The sequence below is a fragment of the Exiguobacterium sp. s28 genome, from assembly GCF_018618135.1.
Classification (GTDB): domain Bacteria; phylum Bacillota; class Bacilli; order Exiguobacteriales; family Exiguobacteriaceae; genus Exiguobacterium; species Exiguobacterium mexicanum_A.
The window spans coordinates 302,241-321,469 of the sequence record NZ_JACSLL010000002.1; the positions used below are offsets into that span (position 1 = coordinate 302,241).

Sequence of the window (19,229 nt, forward strand, 5' to 3'; positions counted from 1 at the left end):
CCACGAAAAAAGGACAGGCGATTGCCTGTCCTCAGTGCGCGAGCATCCGCTCGAGGGCGAGTGTCGCCCACTTCGTCGTCTCTAGATCGACACGGATGACGTTGACCGGATCGGTCTCGAGCGACTCGAGCGCCCAGAGCAGATGCGGCAAATCGATGCGGTTCATCGTCAAGCACGGACACATGTACGGATTGAGCGAGATGATATCGAGCTCGGGGTGCGTCGCCGCGAGACGGTTGACCAAGTTCATCTCGGTGCCGACGGCCCACTTCGTCCCCGGCGCGCTCGCTTCGATTTGGTCGATGATATATGACGTCGACCCGGCCTCGTCCGCCGCCTGCACGACGTCGAACGTGCACTCGGGATGGACGATGATGCGTCGTTCCGGGTCGTTCTTCCGTAACGCCTCAATTTGGGCGACGTTGAACTTCTCATGGACCGAGCAGTGCCCTTTCCACAGAATGACCCGCACGTCCTCGATGTCACCCTCATAGACGAGTCGTTCCCGGAGCGGGTCCCAGACGGCCATCGCCTCGAGTGGCACGCCCAAATCAAACGCCGTGTTCCGCCCGAGATGCTGGTCCGGTAAAAACAGAATCCGTTCGCCCGCCTCGAGTGCCCAGCGCACGATATCATGGGCATTGGAAGATGTGACCGTCGCGCCCCCGTTCTTGCCGACGAACGCCTTGATCGCCGCCGTCGAATTGACGTACGTGATTGGAATGATATCATCGCCGAACGTATCGGTCAGCTCTTCCCAAGCGACCTCCGTCTGATCAATATCAGCCATGTCGGCCATCGAGCATCCGGCCCGCATGTCCGGCAAAATGACGAGCTGGTCGTCACGCGTCAGCATGTCGGCCGTCTCAGCCATGAAGTGGACGCCACAGAAGACGATGAACTCCGCCTCGCTCATCTGTTCGGCGAGCCGTGCGAGCTGGAGCGAATCTCCGGTCGCGTCCGCGAACTGGACGACCTCATCTTTTTGATAGTGGTGGGCCGGTAAAAACAGGCGGCTGCCGAGCCTGGATTTGATGGCTTCAATCCGTTGTTCCATCTGTTCAATCGTCAACTCAGCGTACTGCGCTGGCATCGTTCCGAGTAATTGCATGTTTGATTCCTCCTACAAGATTTAGACTGCAATCGAGCGCCGTCACCGAATGCGTCAACTGTCCGATCGAGATGACGTCGACACCCGTACCGCGATACGCTGCAATCGTTTCGACAGTGATGCCTCCTGACGCCTCCGTTTTAATATGCTCTGGCACGAGCGCACGCCACGCCTTCAGTTCTTCGGGCGCCCGGTTGTCGAACATGATGATGTCGGCGTTCGCCGCGATCGCCTCATGCAATTGTTCGAGCGTCTCGACCTCGACTTCAATCGGCGTCGTGTGGCCGGCAAGCATCCGAGCCCGTGCGACCGCGTTCGTGATCCCGCCGAGTGCCGTGATGTGGTTGTCTTTGATCATGATGGCATCGTCGAGACGGAGCCGATGGTTCTTCCCACCACCCGAACGGACGGCATGTTTCTCAAGCATACGAAGCCCGGGCGTCGTCTTTCGGGTGTCCGTGACGGCGATCGTCGGGTCGTCGAGCCGTTCGACGCAGCGCCGCGTCATCGTCGCGATCCCGCTCAAGTGCTGGACGAGGTTCAACAGCACCCGTTCCGTCTCAAGGAGCGTCCGCGTCTTGCCTCGCAAAATAAAGAGCGTGTCACCTGCCGTGACGTTCGTGCCGTCCGGTTGGCACGATTCGACGACGAGACGTTGCAACTGCGCCAGCTCGAGGACGACGTCCATGCCGCAGAAGACGCCGTCTGCCTTGGCGCTGACCGTGGCGAGCGACGTCTCGCGGTGGTCAATCAAGGCACTCGAGGCGTCCCCAAACCCGATGTCCTCATGTAAAAATGCTGTCAGCTGTTCGCGCAAGGCGATTTTGTTCATCTGAATCCTCCGTTCTTATGACGGCACTGGCCAACAGGCGTGCCGCTTTCAGACTCAACGTCTGTTCACTTAATTGTCTTGACACGTGTTTCGTCTGTGCCAGTTGTTGGGTATTTTCTAAGAAACTTACGATTTCGCCAATCTGAGGCGAGATTGTCAACCATTCCCCAATCTGTTGCCGATAGCGGCTGAACAGATCATCCGAAACCTCATACACGGTCGTCTCGTTCACCGTGAACGGCTTCTCCTCCACCATCACCGCTGCCGCCACCCGCTTTCCGAACACCCAGCATTCGAGTAACGAATTTGACGCCAGTCGATTTTTCCCGTGGACGCCCGAATCGGCGACCTCACCAACCGCATATAACCCAGCGACGGTCGTCCGCCCGTCTACGTCGACGTCCACACCGCCCATATGAAAATGTAGCCCGGGCCGCACTGGGATTCGCGTCGAGTCGAGCCCATACATCCGGCACGTCTCGACGAGTTTCGGGAACCGTTCATCAATTCGCTCGACGCGACTCGTATCCAAGTAGACGGTGCCGTCATGACGCGTGAGTGACCGAGCGACCTCGTCCCTAGGGGCGAGGCTTCCGAGCGGATGGTGGGCCATCACGTGACGTCCTGACGCATCGACGAGCGTCGCGCCTGCTCCTCTTAACGCTTCCGTGACGAGGTGGGGCGAATCGACCGCGAGTAACGTCGGGTGGAATTGGATACGAGACAAGTTCGTGAGTCTCGCTCCGATCTCATCCGCCAAGACGAGCCCGTCCCCCGTGACCGAGCGACAGTTCGACGTCCAATCGATGAGTCCACCGATTCCCCCGGTCGCCAAGACGACGGCTCCGGCCTGGACGTGAAGACGTGTCTCTCCGTTGAATCCGGTCGCCCCGGTCACGCGGTCGTCGGTCTTCACCAACGAATCGATCAATACGTGTTCCATGACGGTCACGTTATCCGGCAATTGACGACGAAGCGTAGCCATCACGTGACGTCCGGTCTCGTCCCCGCCGACGTGAAAGATTCGATTCATGCCATGCGCCCCTTCACGTCCGACGGCGTACTCAGCACCCTCCCGGTCGAAGACGACACCGAAGCGCTCCAAATCGCGGATCGCGCTCCGTCCTTCTTCGACGAGTGTATAGACACGGTCGGGCACGGCTGCGAGTTTCGAGGCGACGAGCGTATCCCGCTCATGGTCGACACTCGACGGCTCCAAATACGAGCTCGCAATCCCGCCTTGGGCCAGATCTGAGTTCGCGCTTGTCACTTCATGCTTAGAGACGACAAGGACGTTCAATGAATGAGGCAAATGGAGTGCCACCGTCACGGCGGCCAAGCCAGCCCCAACGATCAACACATCGACCCGTTCAAACTGTAAAGACATCTGTATATCACCTGTTTTTCATATGTAATGTTGACTTGTAAACTAGTTTCGCATAATTTTGTGAAGAAGACAACATGAGAAAAGGGGAACTTACGATGAACCGTTACTTTGATTATGCGGCGACGCACCCGATGACAAAATCCGCTCTCGACCATTACGTGGCCATGGCACGAAGCGTATACGGTAACCCGTCTTCCCTCCACACGCACGGCTATATGGCGGAAGATTACTTGACCGAATCCCGACGGTTGTTGAAGCAGGCGCTCGGGCTCGACATGCTCCGCGGCAAGCTCCTCTTCACCGGAAGCGGCTCCGAGAGCAACTACATCGCCCTCACGAGTCTCAGGAAGCGCATGAAAGGCAGTGAAGTCATCACGTCGTGGCAAGAGCACGACTCGGTCGCGCTTCTGCTTGACGAGTGGGAAGCAGAAGGCGTGATCGTTCACCGCTTGAAGCTGAAGGACGGACGGTTCGACCACGAGACGTTCACGCATTTGCTCGACCGTGACATCGGGCTCGTCACGTTTCAACACGTCAACTCGGACACCGGCTGGACGCTACCGCTCCACAACATCCTCTGCCAATTGAAATATAAGAAAGTGTTGTTCCACGTCGACGGCGTCCAGGCGCTCGGCAAGATCCCGGTCTCCGTCGACGGGATTGACGCCTATTCGTTCAGCGCCCATAAAGTCGGGGGCCCGAAAGGCGTCGGCGGCCTCTATATGGAACGGCTGTTGCCCCCGCCCTATTATCCGGGACACCATCAATACGGCATCCGTCCCGGCACCATCGACGTGCCCGGCATCTGCGCTTTCGTCAAAGCGTTCACCGACCGTCACGAGCAACGGACACGTCATGAAAGAAATTTCTTGGCGTTTCGTGCTATCTTGAAAGAGAAGACATCGTCTTACGTGGATTGGCTCGAGTTCGACCAGCAGAGCCCCGCCATCTTCTCGTTCGTCTCGAAACAGCGGGACGGGCAATGGTGGATGACCGAACTCGACGGGCTCGGGTTCCAAGTGTCGGCAGGGTCGGCCTGTCGGGCCGGCCAGAACGGACCGAACCGAATGCTCGAGTCGCTCGGCTATGAGACGAGCGCCTGTCACGGGCTCGTCCGCATTTCTTTCGGCGAAGACACGACCGTCGAGGCCACGACGGCACTCGCCGAAGCCATCGTCACTTTAGCAAGGAGAGTTGGATCTTATGAACAAACGCTTAGCCGGTGAAGAACGCCGGCGCACGTTACTGGAAATGATTGAACAGAGTTCAGAGCCGATCACCGGCTCCGAGCTCGCCCGTCGCGTCGCCGTCAGCCGACAAGTCGTCGTCCAAGACTTGTCGCTCTTGAAGGCGAAGGGCCATCAGATCGTCGCGACCGCCCGCGGGTACGTCTATTTACCAGGTGAGGCGTCACCGTCCGCCTATACCCGTAAAATCGTCTGTCGCCACGAGGCCGAGGACATGGATGCGGAGATGAACGCCATCGTCGACGAGGGTGTCACGATTCGCGACGTCATCATCGACCATCCGGTCTACGGTTCATTGACGGGGCAATTGATGGTGAAGAGCCGTCGCGACGTCCGTGCTTTCCTCGAACGGGTCGAGGCGAACCAAGCCGCCCCGCTGTCGCATTTGACGGGTGGTCTCCACATTCATACGCTCGAGGCCGATAGTGAAGACGCCATCGATGCCGCCGTCTCAGAACTTGAACGGCTCGGCGTCCTCGTCTCCGAGCTCGACTAAGATGTCACAAATACGTGACATCTTTTCTTTTGCTTTCGACTCATGTTCGTTATACTGATGGATGGAATGCATCCTGTACAAAATTTGGAAAGGGGGAAACGGTCATGTGGCACTTTCTCGAGCAACTGTTGCTCGGGTGTGGCGTTTTTAGCGTCCCGCTCGGCATCTTCATCCAACTCATCCCGAACGAGCTCGTGCTCGCCTACGGCGGCTACCTGACCGGATCTCTCGACACCTCGTTCCTGTTCGTCTTCCTGCTCGCCTGGGCGGCGTTCGTCATCAGTCAAATCGTCTTATATGGGATCGGCCGCTACGGAGGACGCCCTGTCGCCCTTCGCCTCTATCGGTCGTTCCGCATCAGCGAGGCGAAGCAACGCCGGGCCGAGACTTGGTTCGAGACGTACGGCGCTTGGATCGTCTGTCTGAGCGTCATTTGGCGCCAACTGTTCGCCGTCAGCGCCGGGGTCATGCGGTTATCGTTCCGGAAGTTTTTGACGGTGACCGTCCTCATCTTCGCCGTCTGGTCGTTCATCTTCGTCAAACTCGGGATGATGCTCGGCGACAATTGGCGTCACATCGGTGAAGTCACACACGGGTTCTTGCCGTACGTCGGCATCACCATCGTGCTGTTCTTTCTCATCCGCTATATCCGTGCGAATCCGCGCCTATTTAAAAAGTCAGCCTGAGCAGATGCGCTCGAGCTGACTTTTTTTGATATAGAGGGAAAACGGATCGTGATGACGAATATAGAGTTATGAGGAAAGCGTTTTTTTCTCGGAATAGAGACAGCCACCTTCAAAGGAGGAATTACCATGTTCCATCGTCGAAAAACGTACACCATCCGTCCTGAACGCTTAGATGAATTCACCGAATTTTTCCATACATACCTGTATCCGATTCAGGTATCGCACGGCGCACGGCTCGTCGGTCGTTGGGTGACCGAAGACAAGAGCGAGGTCATGGCCCTGTGGGAATACCGCGACCGCGAGCACTACGAGCAAGTCGAACGCGATTACCGTTCGAGCGGCTTGCGCCGCGAGGCGATGAAGAAGCGAGCCCGTCTCGGGAAAGATTTATATATCAAGTCGAGTGAGGAGTTCATGATGCCGACCGGTCACTATACGCCACCGCGCACAATTGTCTCCGTGACCGCCTATGTCACGAACGAGGCCGGTGAAGTGTTGCTCGTTCAAAACACGCACCGGAGCGACACGTATGAGATGCCGGGCGGACAAGTCGAGGAGCATGAATCGATTGTCGACGCCGTGCATCGTGAAGTAAAAGAAGAGACCGGTGTCGATATTGAAGTCGAAGGCATCACCGGTATTTATCAAAACGTCTCCTCGCGCGTGCTCTGCGTCACGTTCCGTGCCCGCTACGTCTCCGGCGACCTGCAACCGCAGGAAGGCGAGACGCAAGAGGTCGGCTTCTTCAAGGTCGATGCGTCGAACGTCGGCGACTACATCAAACGGGAGCACTTCCAAATGCGTCTCGTTGATGCGATCGACCCGACGTATATGCCGCACGCCATCTATAAAGTTCGGCCATACGAGCTGCTCGAACGCGTCGAGCGCCATCATACCGTCTAAACAAAAGGAGGGACCGCCAGTTGGCGGTCCCTCCTTCAGTTCGTTTACGCTTGTTCGACCGGTTCGGATTGACCCGTCTCGACGAGCAATTTGCGAATCCGACGCTTTTCGACGTGTAGAACGGTGAACGTCATGTCATCGTACGTGACACGCGCACCTTTCTCTGGAATGTCTCCTAATAGTTCGACGATCCAACCACCCATCGTGTTGGCATCTACTTCAGGTTCTTTAATTCCCATCTCATCAGCGAACTCATCGACATCCATGTCGGCCATACACTCGTAGACGCCGTCACGGAGTCGTCTCAAATAGACGATCGATTCGTCGTGCTCGTCCCAAATGTCTCCGACGAGCTCCTCGAGCATATCTTCGAGTGTGATCAGACCGGCCGTCCCGCCGAATTCGTCGAGGACGACGGCCATGTGCGATTGTTTTTGCTGGAGTACAGGAAGCAGCTCAATCAATTTTGTCTGCGGCGATACGTACGTGAGCGGACGAATGAGCGAACGGACGTCCGTCACTTCATCACGCATCATCGAACGAAGGAAATCACGCTCTGACAACACCCCGATGACGTTGTCAATCGAGTCTTTATACACCGGCAGACGAGAATGTCCACCGCTAAAGATCGTGTCTTTGATCTCTTCAAGCGTATCGTCAATGTCGACGGCGAGGATATCGATCCGCGGCGTCAACACATCGTCGACGGTAATGTCGTTGAAGGCGAAGGCGCTATGCACGAGTTCCGCTTCGGTCTCGCCGAGCACCCCTTCTTCTTCTCCCATATCGACGAGCACTTTCAACTCTTCTTCCGTCACCGACGGCTCTTTGTCGTTCATCCCAATCATGCGGAGCACCAACTTCTTCAATCCGGTAAAGATCATCGTCACCGGTTTCAAGACTTTGACGAGGAACAACAAAATGCCGCTGATGAGAAGCGAATACTTCTCCGCGAACTCTTTCGCGAGCGACTTCGGTAAAATCTCACCGAAAATCAAGATGACAATCGTCGTCGCGAACGTCGAGATGACGAGTCCGGCCCCACCCGAGTAAATACTCGTGGCGATGGCCGTCGACACCGTCGCGGCACCGATGTTGACGATGTTGTTCCCGACGAGAATCGTCGAGAGCGTGTCATCGAAGCGGTCGACGAGGTGGAGGACGCGCTTGGCGCCCTTGTCCCCGTCTTCACTCATACGAATCATCCGGACGCGGTTCACACTCGAGAGCGCGGTCTCGGCAGAAGAGAAAAAGGCTGACAACATAACTAAAACTGCATAAAGAATTAAACTAGACGAGGGCACAGGGTCCACGTTTACTTCACACTCCATTTCATTAATAAAAGATTATTCGACAAATTCGAATTCAAAATCCAAGATAGCGACGACGCTACCGTCTTCGGCACCCAACTTGCGAAGGTCGTCATCGACGCCCATTTGACGCATTTGACGCGCGAAGCGTTTGATCGACTCGTCGTGATCGAAGTTCGTCATCTTGAAGAGCTTCTCGATGCGCGGCCCCGTGATCACGAAGCGTTCGTATTCATCGACATGAATCTGATACCCTTTCTCTTCCTTCTCGTAACGATAAACGACACGTGGTGTGGCCGTCTTCTCTTCGAGCTCTTCGAGTGGGAACTCAGGTGTCGAGTCCACGAGATTAGCTACTTCGATGAGCAGGTTGCGGAGTCCTTCTTTGGCGAGTGCCGAGATCGGGAAGACTTTGACGTCGTCTCCGATTTTCTTTTGGAACTCTTCCAATAATTCCGGCGCATCCGGCATGTCCATCTTGTTGGCGACAACGATTTGCGGACGCTCGAGGAGGCGTAAGTTATACGACTCGAGCTCGCGGTTGATCGTCGTGTAGTCTTCGAACGGGTCGCGCCCTTCCATGCCGCTCATATCGATCATGTGGACGATAACTTTCGTCCGCTCGATGTGACGAAGGAACTGGTGACCGAGACCGACGCCTTGGCTCGCCCCTTCGATGAGTCCTGGAAGATCGGCCATGACAAAGTCACGATCGTCCGCCGTCTTGACGACACCGAGGTTCGGTGTGATCGTCGTGAAGTGGTACGCACCGATTTTCGGGCGTGCCGACGAGACGACTGACAAGAGCGTCGATTTCCCGACTGACGGGAATCCGACGAGACCGACGTCAGCGAGCAATTTCAACTCAAGACGCAATTCGCGCTCTTGACCTGGCTCCCCGTTCTCGGCAATCTCTGGTGCCGGGTTGGCTGGCGTCGCAAAACGACAGTTCCCGCGGCCACCGCGTCCGCCTTTGGCGATCGTGGCCCGTTGGCCGTGCTCGGTAAGGTCGGCGATGACCGTATCGGTCGATGCATCAAATACGATCGTACCTGGTGGGACTTTGACGACGAGCGGCTTCGCTTTTCGTCCGTGCATGCCTTTCGACATCCCTTTTTCACCGTCATGGGCGATGAACTTTTTCGAGAAGCGGAAATCTACGAGCGTGCGCAATCCTTCTTCTACTTCGAATACGACGTCACCACCGTGACCGCCGTCTCCTCCTGCTGGTCCACCGTCTGGAACATACTTCTCGCGGCGGAACGCGACCATCCCTTTACCGCCGTCTCCAGCTTTTACAAAAATATTAACCTGATCGACAAACATTTAATTCCCCTCCTTTATAACGAACGTAGAACATTCTACTGTCTGCTCGTACACTTCGTCTGACGTGAACACGTCGTCCGGCACATGACCGAAGACGCGGACCATCAGTCCGTCCGTGAACGTCACATGAATCGGTCCATCCGTTCCTGACAGAAGACGGACAAGTTTGTCCGCCACACGCGCGTCGTCGAGCGACACACGGTCGGCCGATACCTTGTAGGTCAACCGTCCTTCCCAATTCGCTTGTATGATGACGAGACTCGTCATCGGCAAATCCAAACGAATGAGCGCACTCTCCTCGTCGGCGTGCTGACGATATCGCTCGTACAGCTCCTCGAGTTTTTCAGGCTCGAGCGCCGCATACAAGGAGATCATCTGAAGCCGATTCATCCATTCGTGACGGACGGTCGATAATAGTTTCAGTGCTGCCTGTGAGTTCATGCAATCCTCTCCTAGGTAAAACTAGTAAAAAAGACTCTAACCAAATAAGTGGCTAGAGTCTTCTGCGTGGTTCTACTTACGCAACTGGGTAAACGCTCACTTGTTTCTTGTCGCGACCAAGACGCTCGAAGCGTACTACGCCGTCAACTTTAGCAAACAATGTGTCGTCGCCACCACGGCCGACGTTTTCACCTGGGTGAATTTTCGTACCGCGTTGACGGTAGAGAATCGATCCAGCTGAAACCGTTTGTCCGTCAGCGCGTTTAGCGCCGAGGCGTTTCGAAATCGAGTCACGACCGTTTTTAGTCGATCCTACTCCCTTTTTCGATGCGAAGAACTGAAGGTTCAATTGTAACATGAGGTCCACCTCCTATTGTTCAATTTGGATATAATCACCGTAACTCTGGGCGATCGTGTCTAGTTGCACGAGCATCCCTTCTAATAACAATTGGGTGCGAGTCATATCCTCCGGTGATAGGTCAGGATACGTCTCGACATAAAAGTAGCCACCCTCTGTTTTGTCTGCCATTTCTACAAGAAGCGACTGACCGGCGAGTACCTCGACAGCGTTGTATGCCCCAAAGATGATGGCAGAAACGCCGGCACATACCAAGTCAGAACCGGGTTCGGCAAAGTTGGCGTGACCTGTCACTTCGACGGAACGAATCGACTTCGTCTCGTCTCGTCTGACCGTTACTCGAATCATAGCTTACGCTTCGATTTTCTCGATGCGAACTTTCGTGTAAGGCTGACGGTGACCTTGCTTACGACGGTAGTTTTTCTTAGCTTTCATTTTGAAGACAGTGATCTTCTTAGCGCGGCCGTGTTTTACCACAGTACCGACAACTTTAGCGCCCTCTACGAGTGGAGCTCCGACTTTAACATCGTCACCACCAACGAAAAGAACTTCACCGAATTCTACAGTACCCTCGACATCAGCATCGAGTTTTTCGATGTAGATCTCTTGACCTGCTTCAACTTTGATTTGCTTACCACCAGTTTTGATGATTGCGTACATATACGTGCACCTCCTTATTAAACTCAGACTCGCCATCCAGGGCAGGGCGAAACCGTTTCAACCCGTTCTGTGCGGTTGTAGCCATTTGGGTGCTTCCAAACGAACTAACGTTATAGATAATACCACTCTCGTTTCATCGTTGTCAATGACGAGATACGAAATTCTGACATTCCTCGAGCGTCCCGTAGAACGCCACATCCGGTTCTCCCTCGACGAGGAGGACCGTGCAGGCAAACCCATCCCACGACGCGTCGTGCCACTTGCCCGGGAGCGTCAAGACGACCGCTTCGACTTCCGGCGCGAGCTCCATCAAAGCACGTTCAATCCGAGAGAAGACGGCGAGCTTCGACGGCTTCCCGTCGTGCGTCATCCGGTCTTGAATCGAACGTCCCGTGCGTTCCCGGGACAGCTCGAACAAGCCCATACGCGTGAAACCGTACACTTCGACGCGGCGTGGATCACGGGCGCCGAGCTCTTTCATCTTTTTCAAGAGCCGGTTCTGCCCGTCTTTTGACCCGCGTAAGAAGTCGATGACGACCATGCCGCCGATATTGCGCAGCCGGAGCTGCTCCATGACCGCGTAGAGTGCGGCCTCGTTGATTGTGTCGGCCGCCCGTCCCTTGTCCTTGACGGCGACGTTCTTGCCGCTGTTGACGTCGATGACGGTCATCGTCTCAACTTGTTCGACCAAGACGTAAGAACCACCTTCAAGCCAGACGACGCGCTGCCCGAGCTTTTCGATCGCCCCGTCGAGCCGGGCCGCTTCTTTCATCCGGCCTTTACCGACATGGCGTTCGACGTTGACCTCGAGCCGTGATAACCGCTCTTGTGCTTCCTTGTCGTTCAACATGACCGACTCGACCGCATGGCGGCGCACGAACTGTTCACACAGCAGCTCATCCTGCCCGCGTCGTGCCGTCACGACGTCCGCGGCGCGACGCCGAAGCAAGGCAAGTTCTTCTTGAAGGACGTCCGGGCTCGCTTGCCCTGACTCCGTCCGAAACAAGACACCTTCCGCTTCTTCGAGCTCGAACACTTTTGATAACCGGTCCTGGGTGACGAGGTCGAGCTTCCGGCTATACAGCTTACGCCGGCCGTATGGGAAGTAGACGATGTAGCGTCCGCCGAAGCGGATGTTCTCCGTCACTTTATGATGTTTGCCGTTGATGCCTTCTTTCGTCACTTGGACGAGGCGTTTGTCACCGACGACGGCCGCCTGGCCGATGCCCGGCACGTTCGGATACGCCTCGAGCGCTTTGAGCGTCTCGGCAATCGGCAGGAAGAACGTCGTCTCGCCGGTCGTCAAAAACGCGGCGCCGAGCGACGGGTGAATCCGTTCGATCGCGGCCTCGAGAATCGTCCCGACCGACAGTTGGTCGATGAAGCGTTCCTCGACCTCGAGGAGGCGTTCCCCATCGACGAGCATGGCCCGTTCGATGGACGGGGTCCGTTCATAGATCAATCGCACACGTATCTCTCCTTTCGACACAAAAAGGCAACTTTCGTTGCCTTAGGCTTTTTTCATTCCAAACTTCATCATGAGCCGCGTCCAGAAGCCGACCGGTTTTTGTTCGGTCTGGATCGACATGAGCGGCACCGACTCGCCGAGAATGCGGCGCGTGATGTTGCGATACGCTTGTCCGGCGTTATTGTCCGGGTTCATCGTGACCGGCACTCCGCGGTTCGCAGCGGCGATGACTTCTTCATCGTCGACGACGACGCCGAGCAAGTCGATCGACAAGATACGCATGATGTCATCGATGTCGAGCATGTCGCCTGATTCGACGAGATGGTTCTTGACGCGGTTGACGATCAGTTTCGGTGCCGCGACGTGTTCCGCTTGCTCGAGCATGCCGATGATGCGGTCCGCGTCTTGAACGGCAGCCTTCTCAGGCGTCGTCACGACAACAGCCTCGTCGGCGCCGGCGATGGCGTTCATGAAACCTTGCTCGATACCGGCCGGGCAGTCGATCAACACGAAGTCGTATTCGGTCTTCAACTGGTCGATGATCTCTTTCACTTGCTCCGGTTGGACCGACGTCTTGTCTTTCGACTGGGCCGCAGGCAAGAGATACATCTCTTCGAACCGCTTGTCACGGACGAGCGCCTGATGCAGCTTGCACTGCCCGTTGATGACGTCAACGAGGTTATAGATGCTCCGGTTGTCGAGTCCTAAGATGATATCCAAGTTCCGTAGACCGATATCCGTATCGACGAGACAGACCGAGTGGCCAGACAATGCGAGGCCCGTCCCGAGGTTCGCGGTCGTGGTCGTCTTCCCGACGCCACCTTTCCCCGACGTCACGACGATGGCCCGACCTTTCTTCACTTCTTTAGCTGTATGTACAGGCTCTACTACTTGCTCCATCAAACTCACCCTCTCTGTAATTCCATTGCATATGCGTCTTTCAGCCCAGTCATGACTTGACGAAGACGCGTCATTTCAATGCCCTGATTCGTCTGATACGCGCATCCCATCTCGATCTCCGGAAGCTCTTCGTCGTCGTCCGACGCGAGCACATGTTCACCGATCGCTAAAAACTTCGGATGGAGCAGACTGGCGGTGATGACCGCTTCCTCCCATCCTTCGACACCGGCACGCACATTTCCTCGTATCGTCCCTAAACAATATATGCTGCCCGTTGCCCGAACCTCGGACCCCGGGTTGATGTCTCCGATAATGAGCACCGAGCCATCGAAATCGAGCATTTGCCCGCTTCGAATCGTCCCGCTATGGTAGTGGAACGTCTTTTTGCCGTAGGTCGCTTTCGCCTCTTCGGTCAACATGACCTCGCTCGACAGCTCCTCGATATAAAAAACGCCATGACGAGCGACGACTTCACGAATTTGACGTGACAGCTCCTCGTCGATGTAACGAGTACCCGCGTGCAATTTGAGTGCAATCTTCCCAGAGGGCGGCTCCATTTCTTGTAACGTGGCCTCAAGCTCTCCGAGCACCTCATCGATGCCACTCCGTGGATTGAAGTGGATTGCAATACCGTTGCGATGTCCTTTTATCGTAATATGTCGTTTACGCTCCATCATGGCTACCCTCTTTTCGCTACAGGCCGCGGCGCCACGTATCGTGTCATCGGCACGTATAACAGTGCGATGGCGACAGCATTGACGGCGAGCGTCCCTGGAATCTGTTCAACTAATAGTGTTTGAATGGTCATGGTCGTCCCACCGACCGCCGTCATGACACTGAAAATCCCGAAAGAAAACACGAGGATCATGAATGTGAACGTGATGACGACCGAGAAGAAGTTCTCACCTATATATTTTAACACGAAGCTGACTAAGAGAGGAATGAGTGAAAAAGTAAATAAGTAAATTCCGAGCAAGTCGGTGTAGACGATGTCATACAATAGCCCGAAGACGAGACCGAATCCGAGCGCCGACTCCCAGCGGCCATACAAACTGACGTACATCAAGCCGATCAACGTCAAATACAAGAACGGCGTCACATAGTGCCATGAGAAGATGGCGGCCCATGTCCCTTCAATAAGAAAGAGGAGGAACAGGGCGATGAACACTTTCATGTTACTCACCCGCTGCTCCTCCTTCCTCGGGACCCGTCAAGAACGGTTCGTCTAGCGTTCGATCGATGACAAACATTTGCGAGAACTCGTTGAAGTCCGCCTCAGGTTTGATGCGGGCGACTTGAGACACGCCGTATTCGTCGGTTTCGATCGACTCGACCGTACCGATGACGAGACCGGCCGGATAGCGCCCACCGAGACCTGACGTCGATACGATCTCGCCTTCTTTCAACTTGACGCTGTTCGAGACCTTCGTGAAGAAGAGCTCGTTCGTCTCGCTGTCGAAGCCGTCGATCGTCCCGTACGTCGCTTTGCCGTCCGCGTCCTTGACGACGGCCGAGACGTTGTTCGTCCGGTTGTTGTCAGAGAGGAGTTGCACTTGCGACGTATAGGCGCTCGTCTGGATGACACGACCGACCATACCGCCGGCGGCCGTGACGGCCATGCCTTTCTCGACACCGCGCTCTTCCCCGACGTTGACCGTTACGTAGCGCTGCCAGTCGTTCGGCGTACGCCCGATCACTTCGGCGGGAATCAAGTCGAAGTCACGGAGCGACGTGTCGGACGCCTCGACCATTTGCCGCAATTCTTCGTTCTCACGGCGCAGGTCATCGGCTTCGACCGACACTTCCGCGTATTTCGTCAAATGTTGTTTCAATTGACGGTTCTCTTCATAAATATCTCGTACGTTCGAAATCGAGGACACGGTACTGTCCATCCAGCCGATCGGCACCGTGAACACCCGTTGGAACGTTCCGACCACATCACGCGTGACGTCTTGGTACCAGGCGGATTCCGACCGTCCTCGAATCGAAACCCCTAAAATCACAACGAATAAGATGATACCGATCAGCGTGATGATGAGCTTTTTATTCCGTACGAACCGGCTCATCGTGTGTCACCACTCATCGACGCGACGAGATGCCTGATTTTGAACGGAGGACGTCCATCATTTCAAGAGATTTTCCTGTCCCGATAGCGACGCAATCGAGCGGCTCATCCGCGACGAGTGTCGGGATGTGTGTCTCGTCCGAGATCACGTCATCCAAGTTTTTAAGGAGTGCTCCACCGCCTGTGAGGACGATACCGCGGTCCATGACGTCAGCCGCAAGTTCCGGTGGCGTCTGCTCGAGTGTTTGTTTCACGCCAGCGAGGATCGCTTCGACCGTATCCGAGAGTGCTTCACACACTTCAGCAGCCGAGACTTCGATTTGTTTCGGAAGACCTGTCACGAGATCGCGACCACGGATTTCCATTTTCTCATTTTCGTTCGAAGCGTCGATGCGAGCCGAACCGACTTCCATCTTGAGCGTCTCTGACGTCCGCTCCCCGATCATGAGGTTGTATTTGTTTTTGATGTAACGAATAATGGCGTCATCCATTTCGTCACCGCCGACACGAATCGATTGGCTCGTCACGATGCCGCCGAGTGAAATCACTGCGACTTCGGTCGTACCGCCACCGATATCGACGACCATCGAGCCTGTCGGTTCCCAAACTGGGAGACCGGCACCGATTGCTGCCGCGAACGGTTCTTCAATCGTGTACGCTTCACGCGCGCCCGCTTGCTTGGCTGCGTCTTCCACGGCACGTTTTTCGACTGACGTGATGCCGCTTGGCACACAGATCATGACGTTCGTCTTCGATGAGAACAAACCGCTCTTCGACTTCTGAGCTTGCTCCATGAAGTATTTGATCATCGTCGCTGTCGTTTCAAAATCAGCGATAACCCCATCTTTCATTGGACGGCGTGCCGTGACGTTACCCGGCGTACGTCCAATCATATCCTTGGCCTGGTTACCCACGGCCTCAATTCTACCTGTATCTGTACGGAACGCCACTACGGACGGTTCACGAACAACGATGCCTTGACCTTTTACATAAACGAGCGTATTTGCCGTTCCAAGGTCGATTCCGATTTCTCGGTTAAAACTACGAAACATACGTGCTGCTCCTCTCTTGGTTACACTATTTTTTATTATAACGGAAAAATCATGTTTGAAAACGTTCATTCGATTACAGGTTATTTACAATAACGTTCATCTCAGTCCTGTCTCACCGTATATTAGTGTGCCTTCTTTTCGACAAAAACGCAAATCAAAAAGCAAGCGCGTGAAAGCGCCTGCCTAGATTTTTATAGGTTCTCGTCAAATCTGCTTTAACGTCTCGAATACTGCGGTTTGAAGCATCGGTCGGTTTGCATCGTACAATTTCACGAAGAAGCTCTTTAGAAACGTTTTCATGTTGTGGACGACGTGCCAATACTGCTCGGGCTCGAGTTGCTGTTTTTGTGCGCTCAGTTGAGCCGGCAGGCCGTCTAATAGAACGACGATTTCGTGCTCGTCCATTCCGCGCTCTAGCAAGGCGAAGATGGGATTCAGCAAGCGCTCATCCTCATCGTGCAAATAAACGGTCGGAAACATCACTTTGTCCCACAACGCCTCGAGGATCTCAACGAACTCCGTCTCGTCGAGGTGCGGATGCAGGACGAGCTCGTCGAAGGCATCGGCCACATGGGCGATCGCATGGGCCCAACCTTTTGTGGGCACGTACCCTCTCGTATCGATTTCACAATCGAGATATGCCAGGAGCTTCGCTTTCAACATCTCGAGATTCGTTTCCGATAAAAATCCTTGTTGACGGTCTTGGTACAAAATCAAGGCGATCAATAGCGTCGAGAACGCCCGCGTGAAGACGGTATCTGATGACGTCTCCCCGATACCATGAAACAAGTGGTATTTGAGCGTCGTATTGGATAGATTAGTCAGTTGTTCGTTCGTCAGGTGTTCGTCTTCGATGATGAACCGATAAAAGAGCGTGTAAATCAACTGATCTCGGAGCTCCGCATCCGTCGAGCCAATATGATGGAGCATCGATTGGATGACCCGCTCCTCATCTAATTCCTGTAACCGAACCATCCCGTCCTTGATGTCCGTCAACATCAACTTCAAATCCCGTGCCTGATAGATGGTTTCCTCATTCATATCTGATCACATTCCCTCTTCGTAGGTCGTATAGAACCGTATACTCTCCGTGTTCGACGCCGCGTTTGATGACTCCTCTAAACAGACAAAAAGCAGGCACGGATGCGCCTGCTTCGTTCGAATGACAAGTTGAAGATTAGAGACCTGGTTGGAGCGGGAGCAAAAGCATCGACCCATAAAAAACGACCGAGAAGATGAGCACCGGCCGAAAGAATCGGGACGGACGGACGCGGGTCGCCCCTGCCAAAAAACTCGACACCGTCACCACGAATAAGTAAATTCCGATATACATGAAGACGAGTTGCGGGATGACTTGCCACGCCTGAAGGTCGATCGATGAATTGAACCAGGCGACAAATAGAGCAGCATACGCGATCAATGCGCCAATCCCGATGCCGACACCGACGAGCGGTGAGACGCGGTCGAGCCAATGATCCTCACGTTGGAACCGTTGAAACAGCGCCACACTGATGAAGACGAACATCGCGAATACGAGAAGCGACAACACGAGTGGCTCGAGCGGGACGAAACTGGCGACGAGCGCGACAACAAGCATCAATAACCAAATCAATTTTTCCATATGAACACCTCGTCTGTCAGTATAACAAACGGATGTCTCATTTGGAAAATAAATCCCAGTTTCAACCGTTCATATAGCCCCGCTGTTTCATACTGACGTAATGGTCCTCCCCGATGATGACGTGGTCGAGGCAAGCGATACCGACGATGTGGCCCGCCTCGACGAGACGCTCTGACACCTCGATGTCTTCCCGGCTCGGAGTCGCGTCGCCGCTCGGGTGGTTATGGACAGCGATGAAACACGCCGCCGACAGTTTGAGCGCTTCCCGGAACACGTCGCGCGGATGGACAATCGACGAATTGAGCCCACCGACGAACAGCGTCTTCCGGGCGATGAGCTGGTTCTTCGTGTTCAAATACAGACAGATGAAATGTTCCTGATTCAACAGCCGGAGTTCATCACGGAGCAGTTCATAGGCGTCCTGTGGCGAACGGATCGTCGGCGTCTCCACTTTCGGTTCCTCGACGTAACGGAGACCGATTGCGAACGCCGCGAGCAACTGCTCGGCTTTCTTCTTCGTCATACCCTCGATTTGACAGAGGTCGCTCACGGACGCTTGCGACAGCGCCCGGAGCGTCGGATACACATCGGACAGCCGTCGGGCCGTCTCATGCGGGTCGCCGCCCCTGCCCCCGATTTGGAGCAGCCGGGCGATCGCGGATTCAACACTTCGGTCGAGCACCATGGTCATTCCTTCACCAACTTTCGCTTCATTCACAGAAAGCGCGGCGCTACCCCGTGTCGCTCGAGCGTCTCGACGAGCGGACGAATCGGCAGACCGACGACATTATAAAAGTCCCCTTCGAGCCGTTCGACGAACAGACCGCCCGACCCTTGGATGCCATAGGCGCCAGCTTTATCGTACGGCTCCGTCGAATCGAGGTAGCCGTCGAGCCAAGCGTTCGGGATGTCGATGAACGTGACGTGCGTCGTCGTGACGAACAAGTCTTGCCGCTCGGGCCCGATGATGCTGACGCCGGTGAGCACTTCGTGGGTCGCCCCCGATAAGCGCTGTAGCATATCTCGCGCGTCGTCCCGGTCTTTCGGTTTCTCTAAGATCGTCCCGTCTAAGACGACGACCGTATCCGAGCCGATGACGATGGCGTCACGGTTGTCACGGGCGACGTCCATCGCTTTCTCGCGAGCGAGGCGTCCGACGTACTCGTCCGGATGTTCCCGACCGTTCGTCCCTTCGATGACGTTCGATGGGATGACCTCATGCGTGATGCCGGCCTGGCTCAACAGCTCAGTCCGCCGTGGCGACATCGAGGCGAGGATGACACGTTTCTGTGTTGGTTTCATTGTAACGACTCCTTCCATATGTGCGTAACGGGCTTCTTTTCCGTATCACACTTCACTGTCGATT

23 protein-coding genes and 1 other annotated feature are annotated in these 19,229 nt (G+C 55.2%); of the genes, 4 read left to right on the top strand and 19 right to left on the bottom strand.

Annotation, left to right across the window (positions count from 1 at the left end):
• Positions 1-31: 31 nt before the first annotated feature.
• Genes nadA through KNP78_RS03900 form a run of 3 tightly spaced genes read right to left on the bottom strand, consistent with a single transcriptional unit; the run spans position 32 to position 3,330 of the window.
• Positions 32-1,111, bottom strand: coding sequence for a quinolinate synthase NadA (gene nadA / locus KNP78_RS03890; RefSeq protein WP_214823294.1), 1,080 nt, complete (start codon positions 1,109-1,111; stop codon positions 32-34).
• On the bottom strand, positions 1,074-1,943 hold the full coding sequence (gene nadC / locus KNP78_RS03895; RefSeq protein ID WP_214752550.1) for a carboxylating nicotinate-nucleotide diphosphorylase: 870 nt from the start codon (positions 1,941-1,943) through the stop codon (positions 1,074-1,076). Before nadC ends, nadA begins: the two co-directional genes overlap by 38 nt.
• Positions 1,897-3,330 (bottom strand): L-aspartate oxidase, encoded by a 1,434-nt coding sequence (locus KNP78_RS03900; RefSeq protein ID WP_214823295.1) that lies wholly within the window; start codon positions 3,328-3,330, stop codon positions 1,897-1,899. The genes nadC and KNP78_RS03900 overlap by 47 nt, the downstream gene beginning before the upstream one ends.
• A 95-nt stretch (positions 3,331-3,425) precedes the next feature.
• On the opposite strand from KNP78_RS03900, the gene KNP78_RS03905 reads away from it, so the two are divergent.
• From KNP78_RS03905 to KNP78_RS03920, 4 genes are all read left to right on the top strand, one after another.
• Positions 3,426-4,556, top strand: a complete 1,131-nt coding sequence (locus tag KNP78_RS03905) for a cysteine desulfurase family protein (RefSeq protein ID WP_240731246.1) — start codon at positions 3,426-3,428, stop codon at positions 4,554-4,556.
• A complete protein-coding gene (locus tag KNP78_RS03910) occupies positions 4,534-5,073 on the top strand; it encodes a transcription repressor NadR (protein WP_214823296.1) in 540 nt (179 codons plus the stop codon). Before KNP78_RS03905 ends, KNP78_RS03910 begins: the two co-directional genes overlap by 23 nt.
• Before the next feature lie 104 nt (positions 5,074-5,177).
• The gene (locus KNP78_RS03915; protein ID WP_214823297.1) at positions 5,178-5,759 is read left to right on the top strand and encodes a DedA family protein; all 582 of its coding nucleotides are present in this window, start codon (positions 5,178-5,180) and stop codon (positions 5,757-5,759) included.
• A 126-nt stretch (positions 5,760-5,885) separates the two neighbouring features.
• On the top strand, positions 5,886-6,662 hold the full coding sequence (locus tag KNP78_RS03920; RefSeq protein WP_034776870.1) for an NUDIX domain-containing protein: 777 nt from the start codon (positions 5,886-5,888) through the stop codon (positions 6,660-6,662).
• A gap of 44 nt (positions 6,663-6,706) precedes the next feature.
• On the opposite strand, the gene KNP78_RS03925 is transcribed toward KNP78_RS03920, so the two are convergent.
• The 16 genes from KNP78_RS03925 to KNP78_RS04000 all read right to left on the bottom strand — a co-directional run bounded on the left by KNP78_RS03925 (position 6,707) and on the right by KNP78_RS04000 (position 19,165).
• Positions 6,707-7,993 carry a hemolysin family protein gene (locus KNP78_RS03925; protein ID WP_034776869.1) on the bottom strand — a complete coding sequence of 429 codons (1,287 nt, stop codon included), beginning with the start codon at positions 7,991-7,993 and terminating at the stop codon, positions 6,707-6,709.
• 15 nt (positions 7,994-8,008) lie between these two features.
• Positions 8,009-9,298 (bottom strand): GTPase ObgE, encoded by a 1,290-nt coding sequence (gene obgE / locus KNP78_RS03930; protein ID WP_034776868.1) that lies wholly within the window; start codon positions 9,296-9,298, stop codon positions 8,009-8,011.
• On the bottom strand, positions 9,299-9,739 hold the full coding sequence (locus KNP78_RS03935; protein WP_034776867.1) for a Spo0B domain-containing protein: 441 nt from the start codon (positions 9,737-9,739) through the stop codon (positions 9,299-9,301).
• Between the two features lie 76 nt (positions 9,740-9,815).
• Positions 9,816-10,097: a 50S ribosomal protein L27 gene (gene rpmA / locus KNP78_RS03940; RefSeq protein ID WP_016508537.1), complete on the bottom strand. Its 282-nt coding sequence runs from the start codon at positions 10,095-10,097 to the stop codon at positions 9,816-9,818.
• Positions 10,098-10,109: 12 nt separating this feature from the next.
• A complete protein-coding gene (locus KNP78_RS03945) occupies positions 10,110-10,445 on the bottom strand; it encodes a ribosomal-processing cysteine protease Prp (RefSeq protein WP_034776866.1) in 336 nt (111 codons plus the stop codon).
• 3 nt (positions 10,446-10,448) lie between these two features.
• Positions 10,449-10,757 (bottom strand): 50S ribosomal protein L21, encoded by a 309-nt coding sequence (gene rplU, locus KNP78_RS03950; RefSeq protein WP_015881153.1) that lies wholly within the window; start codon positions 10,755-10,757, stop codon positions 10,449-10,451.
• Positions 10,758-10,772: 15 nt separating this feature from the next.
• Positions 10,773-10,844: a sequence feature (ribosomal protein L21 leader region), on the bottom strand.
• 55 nt (positions 10,845-10,899) lie between these two features.
• Positions 10,900-12,225, bottom strand: a complete 1,326-nt coding sequence (locus KNP78_RS03955) for a ribonuclease E/G (protein ID WP_214797100.1) — start codon at positions 12,223-12,225, stop codon at positions 10,900-10,902.
• 42 nt (positions 12,226-12,267) lie between these two features.
• Complete coding sequence (gene minD / locus KNP78_RS03960; protein WP_051627738.1) at positions 12,268-13,125, bottom strand: septum site-determining protein MinD; 858 nt, start codon at positions 13,123-13,125, stop codon at positions 12,268-12,270.
• Positions 13,126-13,130: 5 nt separating this feature from the next.
• Complete coding sequence (locus KNP78_RS03965) at positions 13,131-13,799, bottom strand: septum site-determining protein MinC (RefSeq protein WP_240731247.1); 669 nt, start codon at positions 13,797-13,799, stop codon at positions 13,131-13,133.
• Between the two features lie 5 nt (positions 13,800-13,804).
• Positions 13,805-14,299: a rod shape-determining protein MreD gene (gene mreD / locus KNP78_RS03970; protein WP_052090206.1), complete on the bottom strand. Its 495-nt coding sequence runs from the start codon at positions 14,297-14,299 to the stop codon at positions 13,805-13,807.
• A 1-nt stretch (position 14,300) separates the two neighbouring features.
• Positions 14,301-15,191 (bottom strand): rod shape-determining protein MreC, encoded by an 891-nt coding sequence (mreC, locus tag KNP78_RS03975; protein ID WP_034776861.1) that lies wholly within the window; start codon positions 15,189-15,191, stop codon positions 14,301-14,303.
• Positions 15,192-15,204: 13 nt separating this feature from the next.
• Positions 15,205-16,242 carry a rod shape-determining protein gene (locus tag KNP78_RS03980; RefSeq protein WP_021066877.1) on the bottom strand — a complete coding sequence of 346 codons (1,038 nt, stop codon included), beginning with the start codon at positions 16,240-16,242 and terminating at the stop codon, positions 15,205-15,207.
• A 204-nt stretch (positions 16,243-16,446) separates the two neighbouring features.
• Entirely contained in the window at positions 16,447-17,283 is an 837-nt protein-coding gene (locus tag KNP78_RS03985) for a DUF2785 domain-containing protein (protein ID WP_214823298.1), read from the bottom strand.
• A gap of 136 nt (positions 17,284-17,419) precedes the next feature.
• Positions 17,420-17,863, bottom strand: coding sequence for a hypothetical protein (locus KNP78_RS03990; RefSeq protein ID WP_251128436.1), 444 nt, complete (start codon positions 17,861-17,863; stop codon positions 17,420-17,422).
• A gap of 61 nt (positions 17,864-17,924) precedes the next feature.
• Entirely contained in the window at positions 17,925-18,548 is a 624-nt protein-coding gene (gene radC / locus KNP78_RS03995; protein WP_235420135.1) for a RadC family protein, read from the bottom strand.
• A gap of 29 nt (positions 18,549-18,577) precedes the next feature.
• Positions 18,578-19,165, bottom strand: coding sequence for a Maf family protein (locus KNP78_RS04000; RefSeq protein WP_251128437.1), 588 nt, complete (start codon positions 19,163-19,165; stop codon positions 18,578-18,580).
• Positions 19,166-19,229: the final 64 nt, after the last annotated feature.

Bases quoted from the DNA above. Each gene is read 5' to 3' on its own strand.
- nadA (WP_214823294.1), bottom strand. From the start codon at position 1,111: ATGCAATTACTCGGAACGATGCCAGCGCAGTACGCTGAGTTGACGATT.
- nadC (WP_214752550.1), bottom strand. From the start codon at position 1,943: ATGAACAAAATCGCCTTGCGCGAACAGCTGACAGCATTTTTACATGAG.
- KNP78_RS03900 (WP_214823295.1), bottom strand. From the start codon at position 3,330: ATGTCTTTACAGTTTGAACGGGTCGATGTGTTGATCGTTGGGGCTGGC.
- KNP78_RS03905 (WP_240731246.1), top strand. From the start codon at position 3,426: ATGAACCGTTACTTTGATTATGCGGCGACGCACCCGATGACAAAATCC.
- KNP78_RS03910 (WP_214823296.1), top strand. From the start codon at position 4,534: ATGAACAAACGCTTAGCCGGTGAAGAACGCCGGCGCACGTTACTGGAA.
- KNP78_RS03915 (WP_214823297.1), top strand. From the start codon at position 5,178: ATGTGGCACTTTCTCGAGCAACTGTTGCTCGGGTGTGGCGTTTTTAGC.
- KNP78_RS03920 (WP_034776870.1), top strand. From the start codon at position 5,886: ATGTTCCATCGTCGAAAAACGTACACCATCCGTCCTGAACGCTTAGAT.
- KNP78_RS03925 (WP_034776869.1), bottom strand. From the start codon at position 7,993: ATGGAGTGTGAAGTAAACGTGGACCCTGTGCCCTCGTCTAGTTTAATT.
- obgE (WP_034776868.1), bottom strand. From the start codon at position 9,298: ATGTTTGTCGATCAGGTTAATATTTTTGTAAAAGCTGGAGACGGCGGT.
- KNP78_RS03935 (WP_034776867.1), bottom strand. From the start codon at position 9,739: ATGAACTCACAGGCAGCACTGAAACTATTATCGACCGTCCGTCACGAA.
- rpmA (WP_016508537.1), bottom strand. From the start codon at position 10,097: ATGTTACAATTGAACCTTCAGTTCTTCGCATCGAAAAAGGGAGTAGGA.
- KNP78_RS03945 (WP_034776866.1), bottom strand. From the start codon at position 10,445: ATGATTCGAGTAACGGTCAGACGAGACGAGACGAAGTCGATTCGTTCC.
- rplU (WP_015881153.1), bottom strand. From the start codon at position 10,757: ATGTACGCAATCATCAAAACTGGTGGTAAGCAAATCAAAGTTGAAGCA.
- minD (WP_051627738.1), bottom strand. From the start codon at position 13,125: ATGGAGCAAGTAGTAGAGCCTGTACATACAGCTAAAGAAGTGAAGAAA.
- KNP78_RS03965 (WP_240731247.1), bottom strand. From the start codon at position 13,799: ATGGAGCGTAAACGACATATTACGATAAAAGGACATCGCAACGGTATT.
- mreD (WP_052090206.1), bottom strand. From the start codon at position 14,299: ATGAAAGTGTTCATCGCCCTGTTCCTCCTCTTTCTTATTGAAGGGACA.
- mreC (WP_034776861.1), bottom strand. From the start codon at position 15,191: ATGAGCCGGTTCGTACGGAATAAAAAGCTCATCATCACGCTGATCGGT.
- KNP78_RS03980 (WP_021066877.1), bottom strand. From the start codon at position 16,242: ATGTTTCGTAGTTTTAACCGAGAAATCGGAATCGACCTTGGAACGGCA.
- KNP78_RS03985 (WP_214823298.1), bottom strand. From the start codon at position 17,283: ATGAATGAGGAAACCATCTATCAGGCACGGGATTTGAAGTTGATGTTG.
- KNP78_RS03990 (WP_251128436.1), bottom strand. From the start codon at position 17,863: ATGGAAAAATTGATTTGGTTATTGATGCTTGTTGTCGCGCTCGTCGCC.
- radC (WP_235420135.1), bottom strand. From the start codon at position 18,548: ATGGTGCTCGACCGAAGTGTTGAATCCGCGATCGCCCGGCTGCTCCAA.
- KNP78_RS04000 (WP_251128437.1), bottom strand. From the start codon at position 19,165: ATGAAACCAACACAGAAACGTGTCATCCTCGCCTCGATGTCGCCACGG.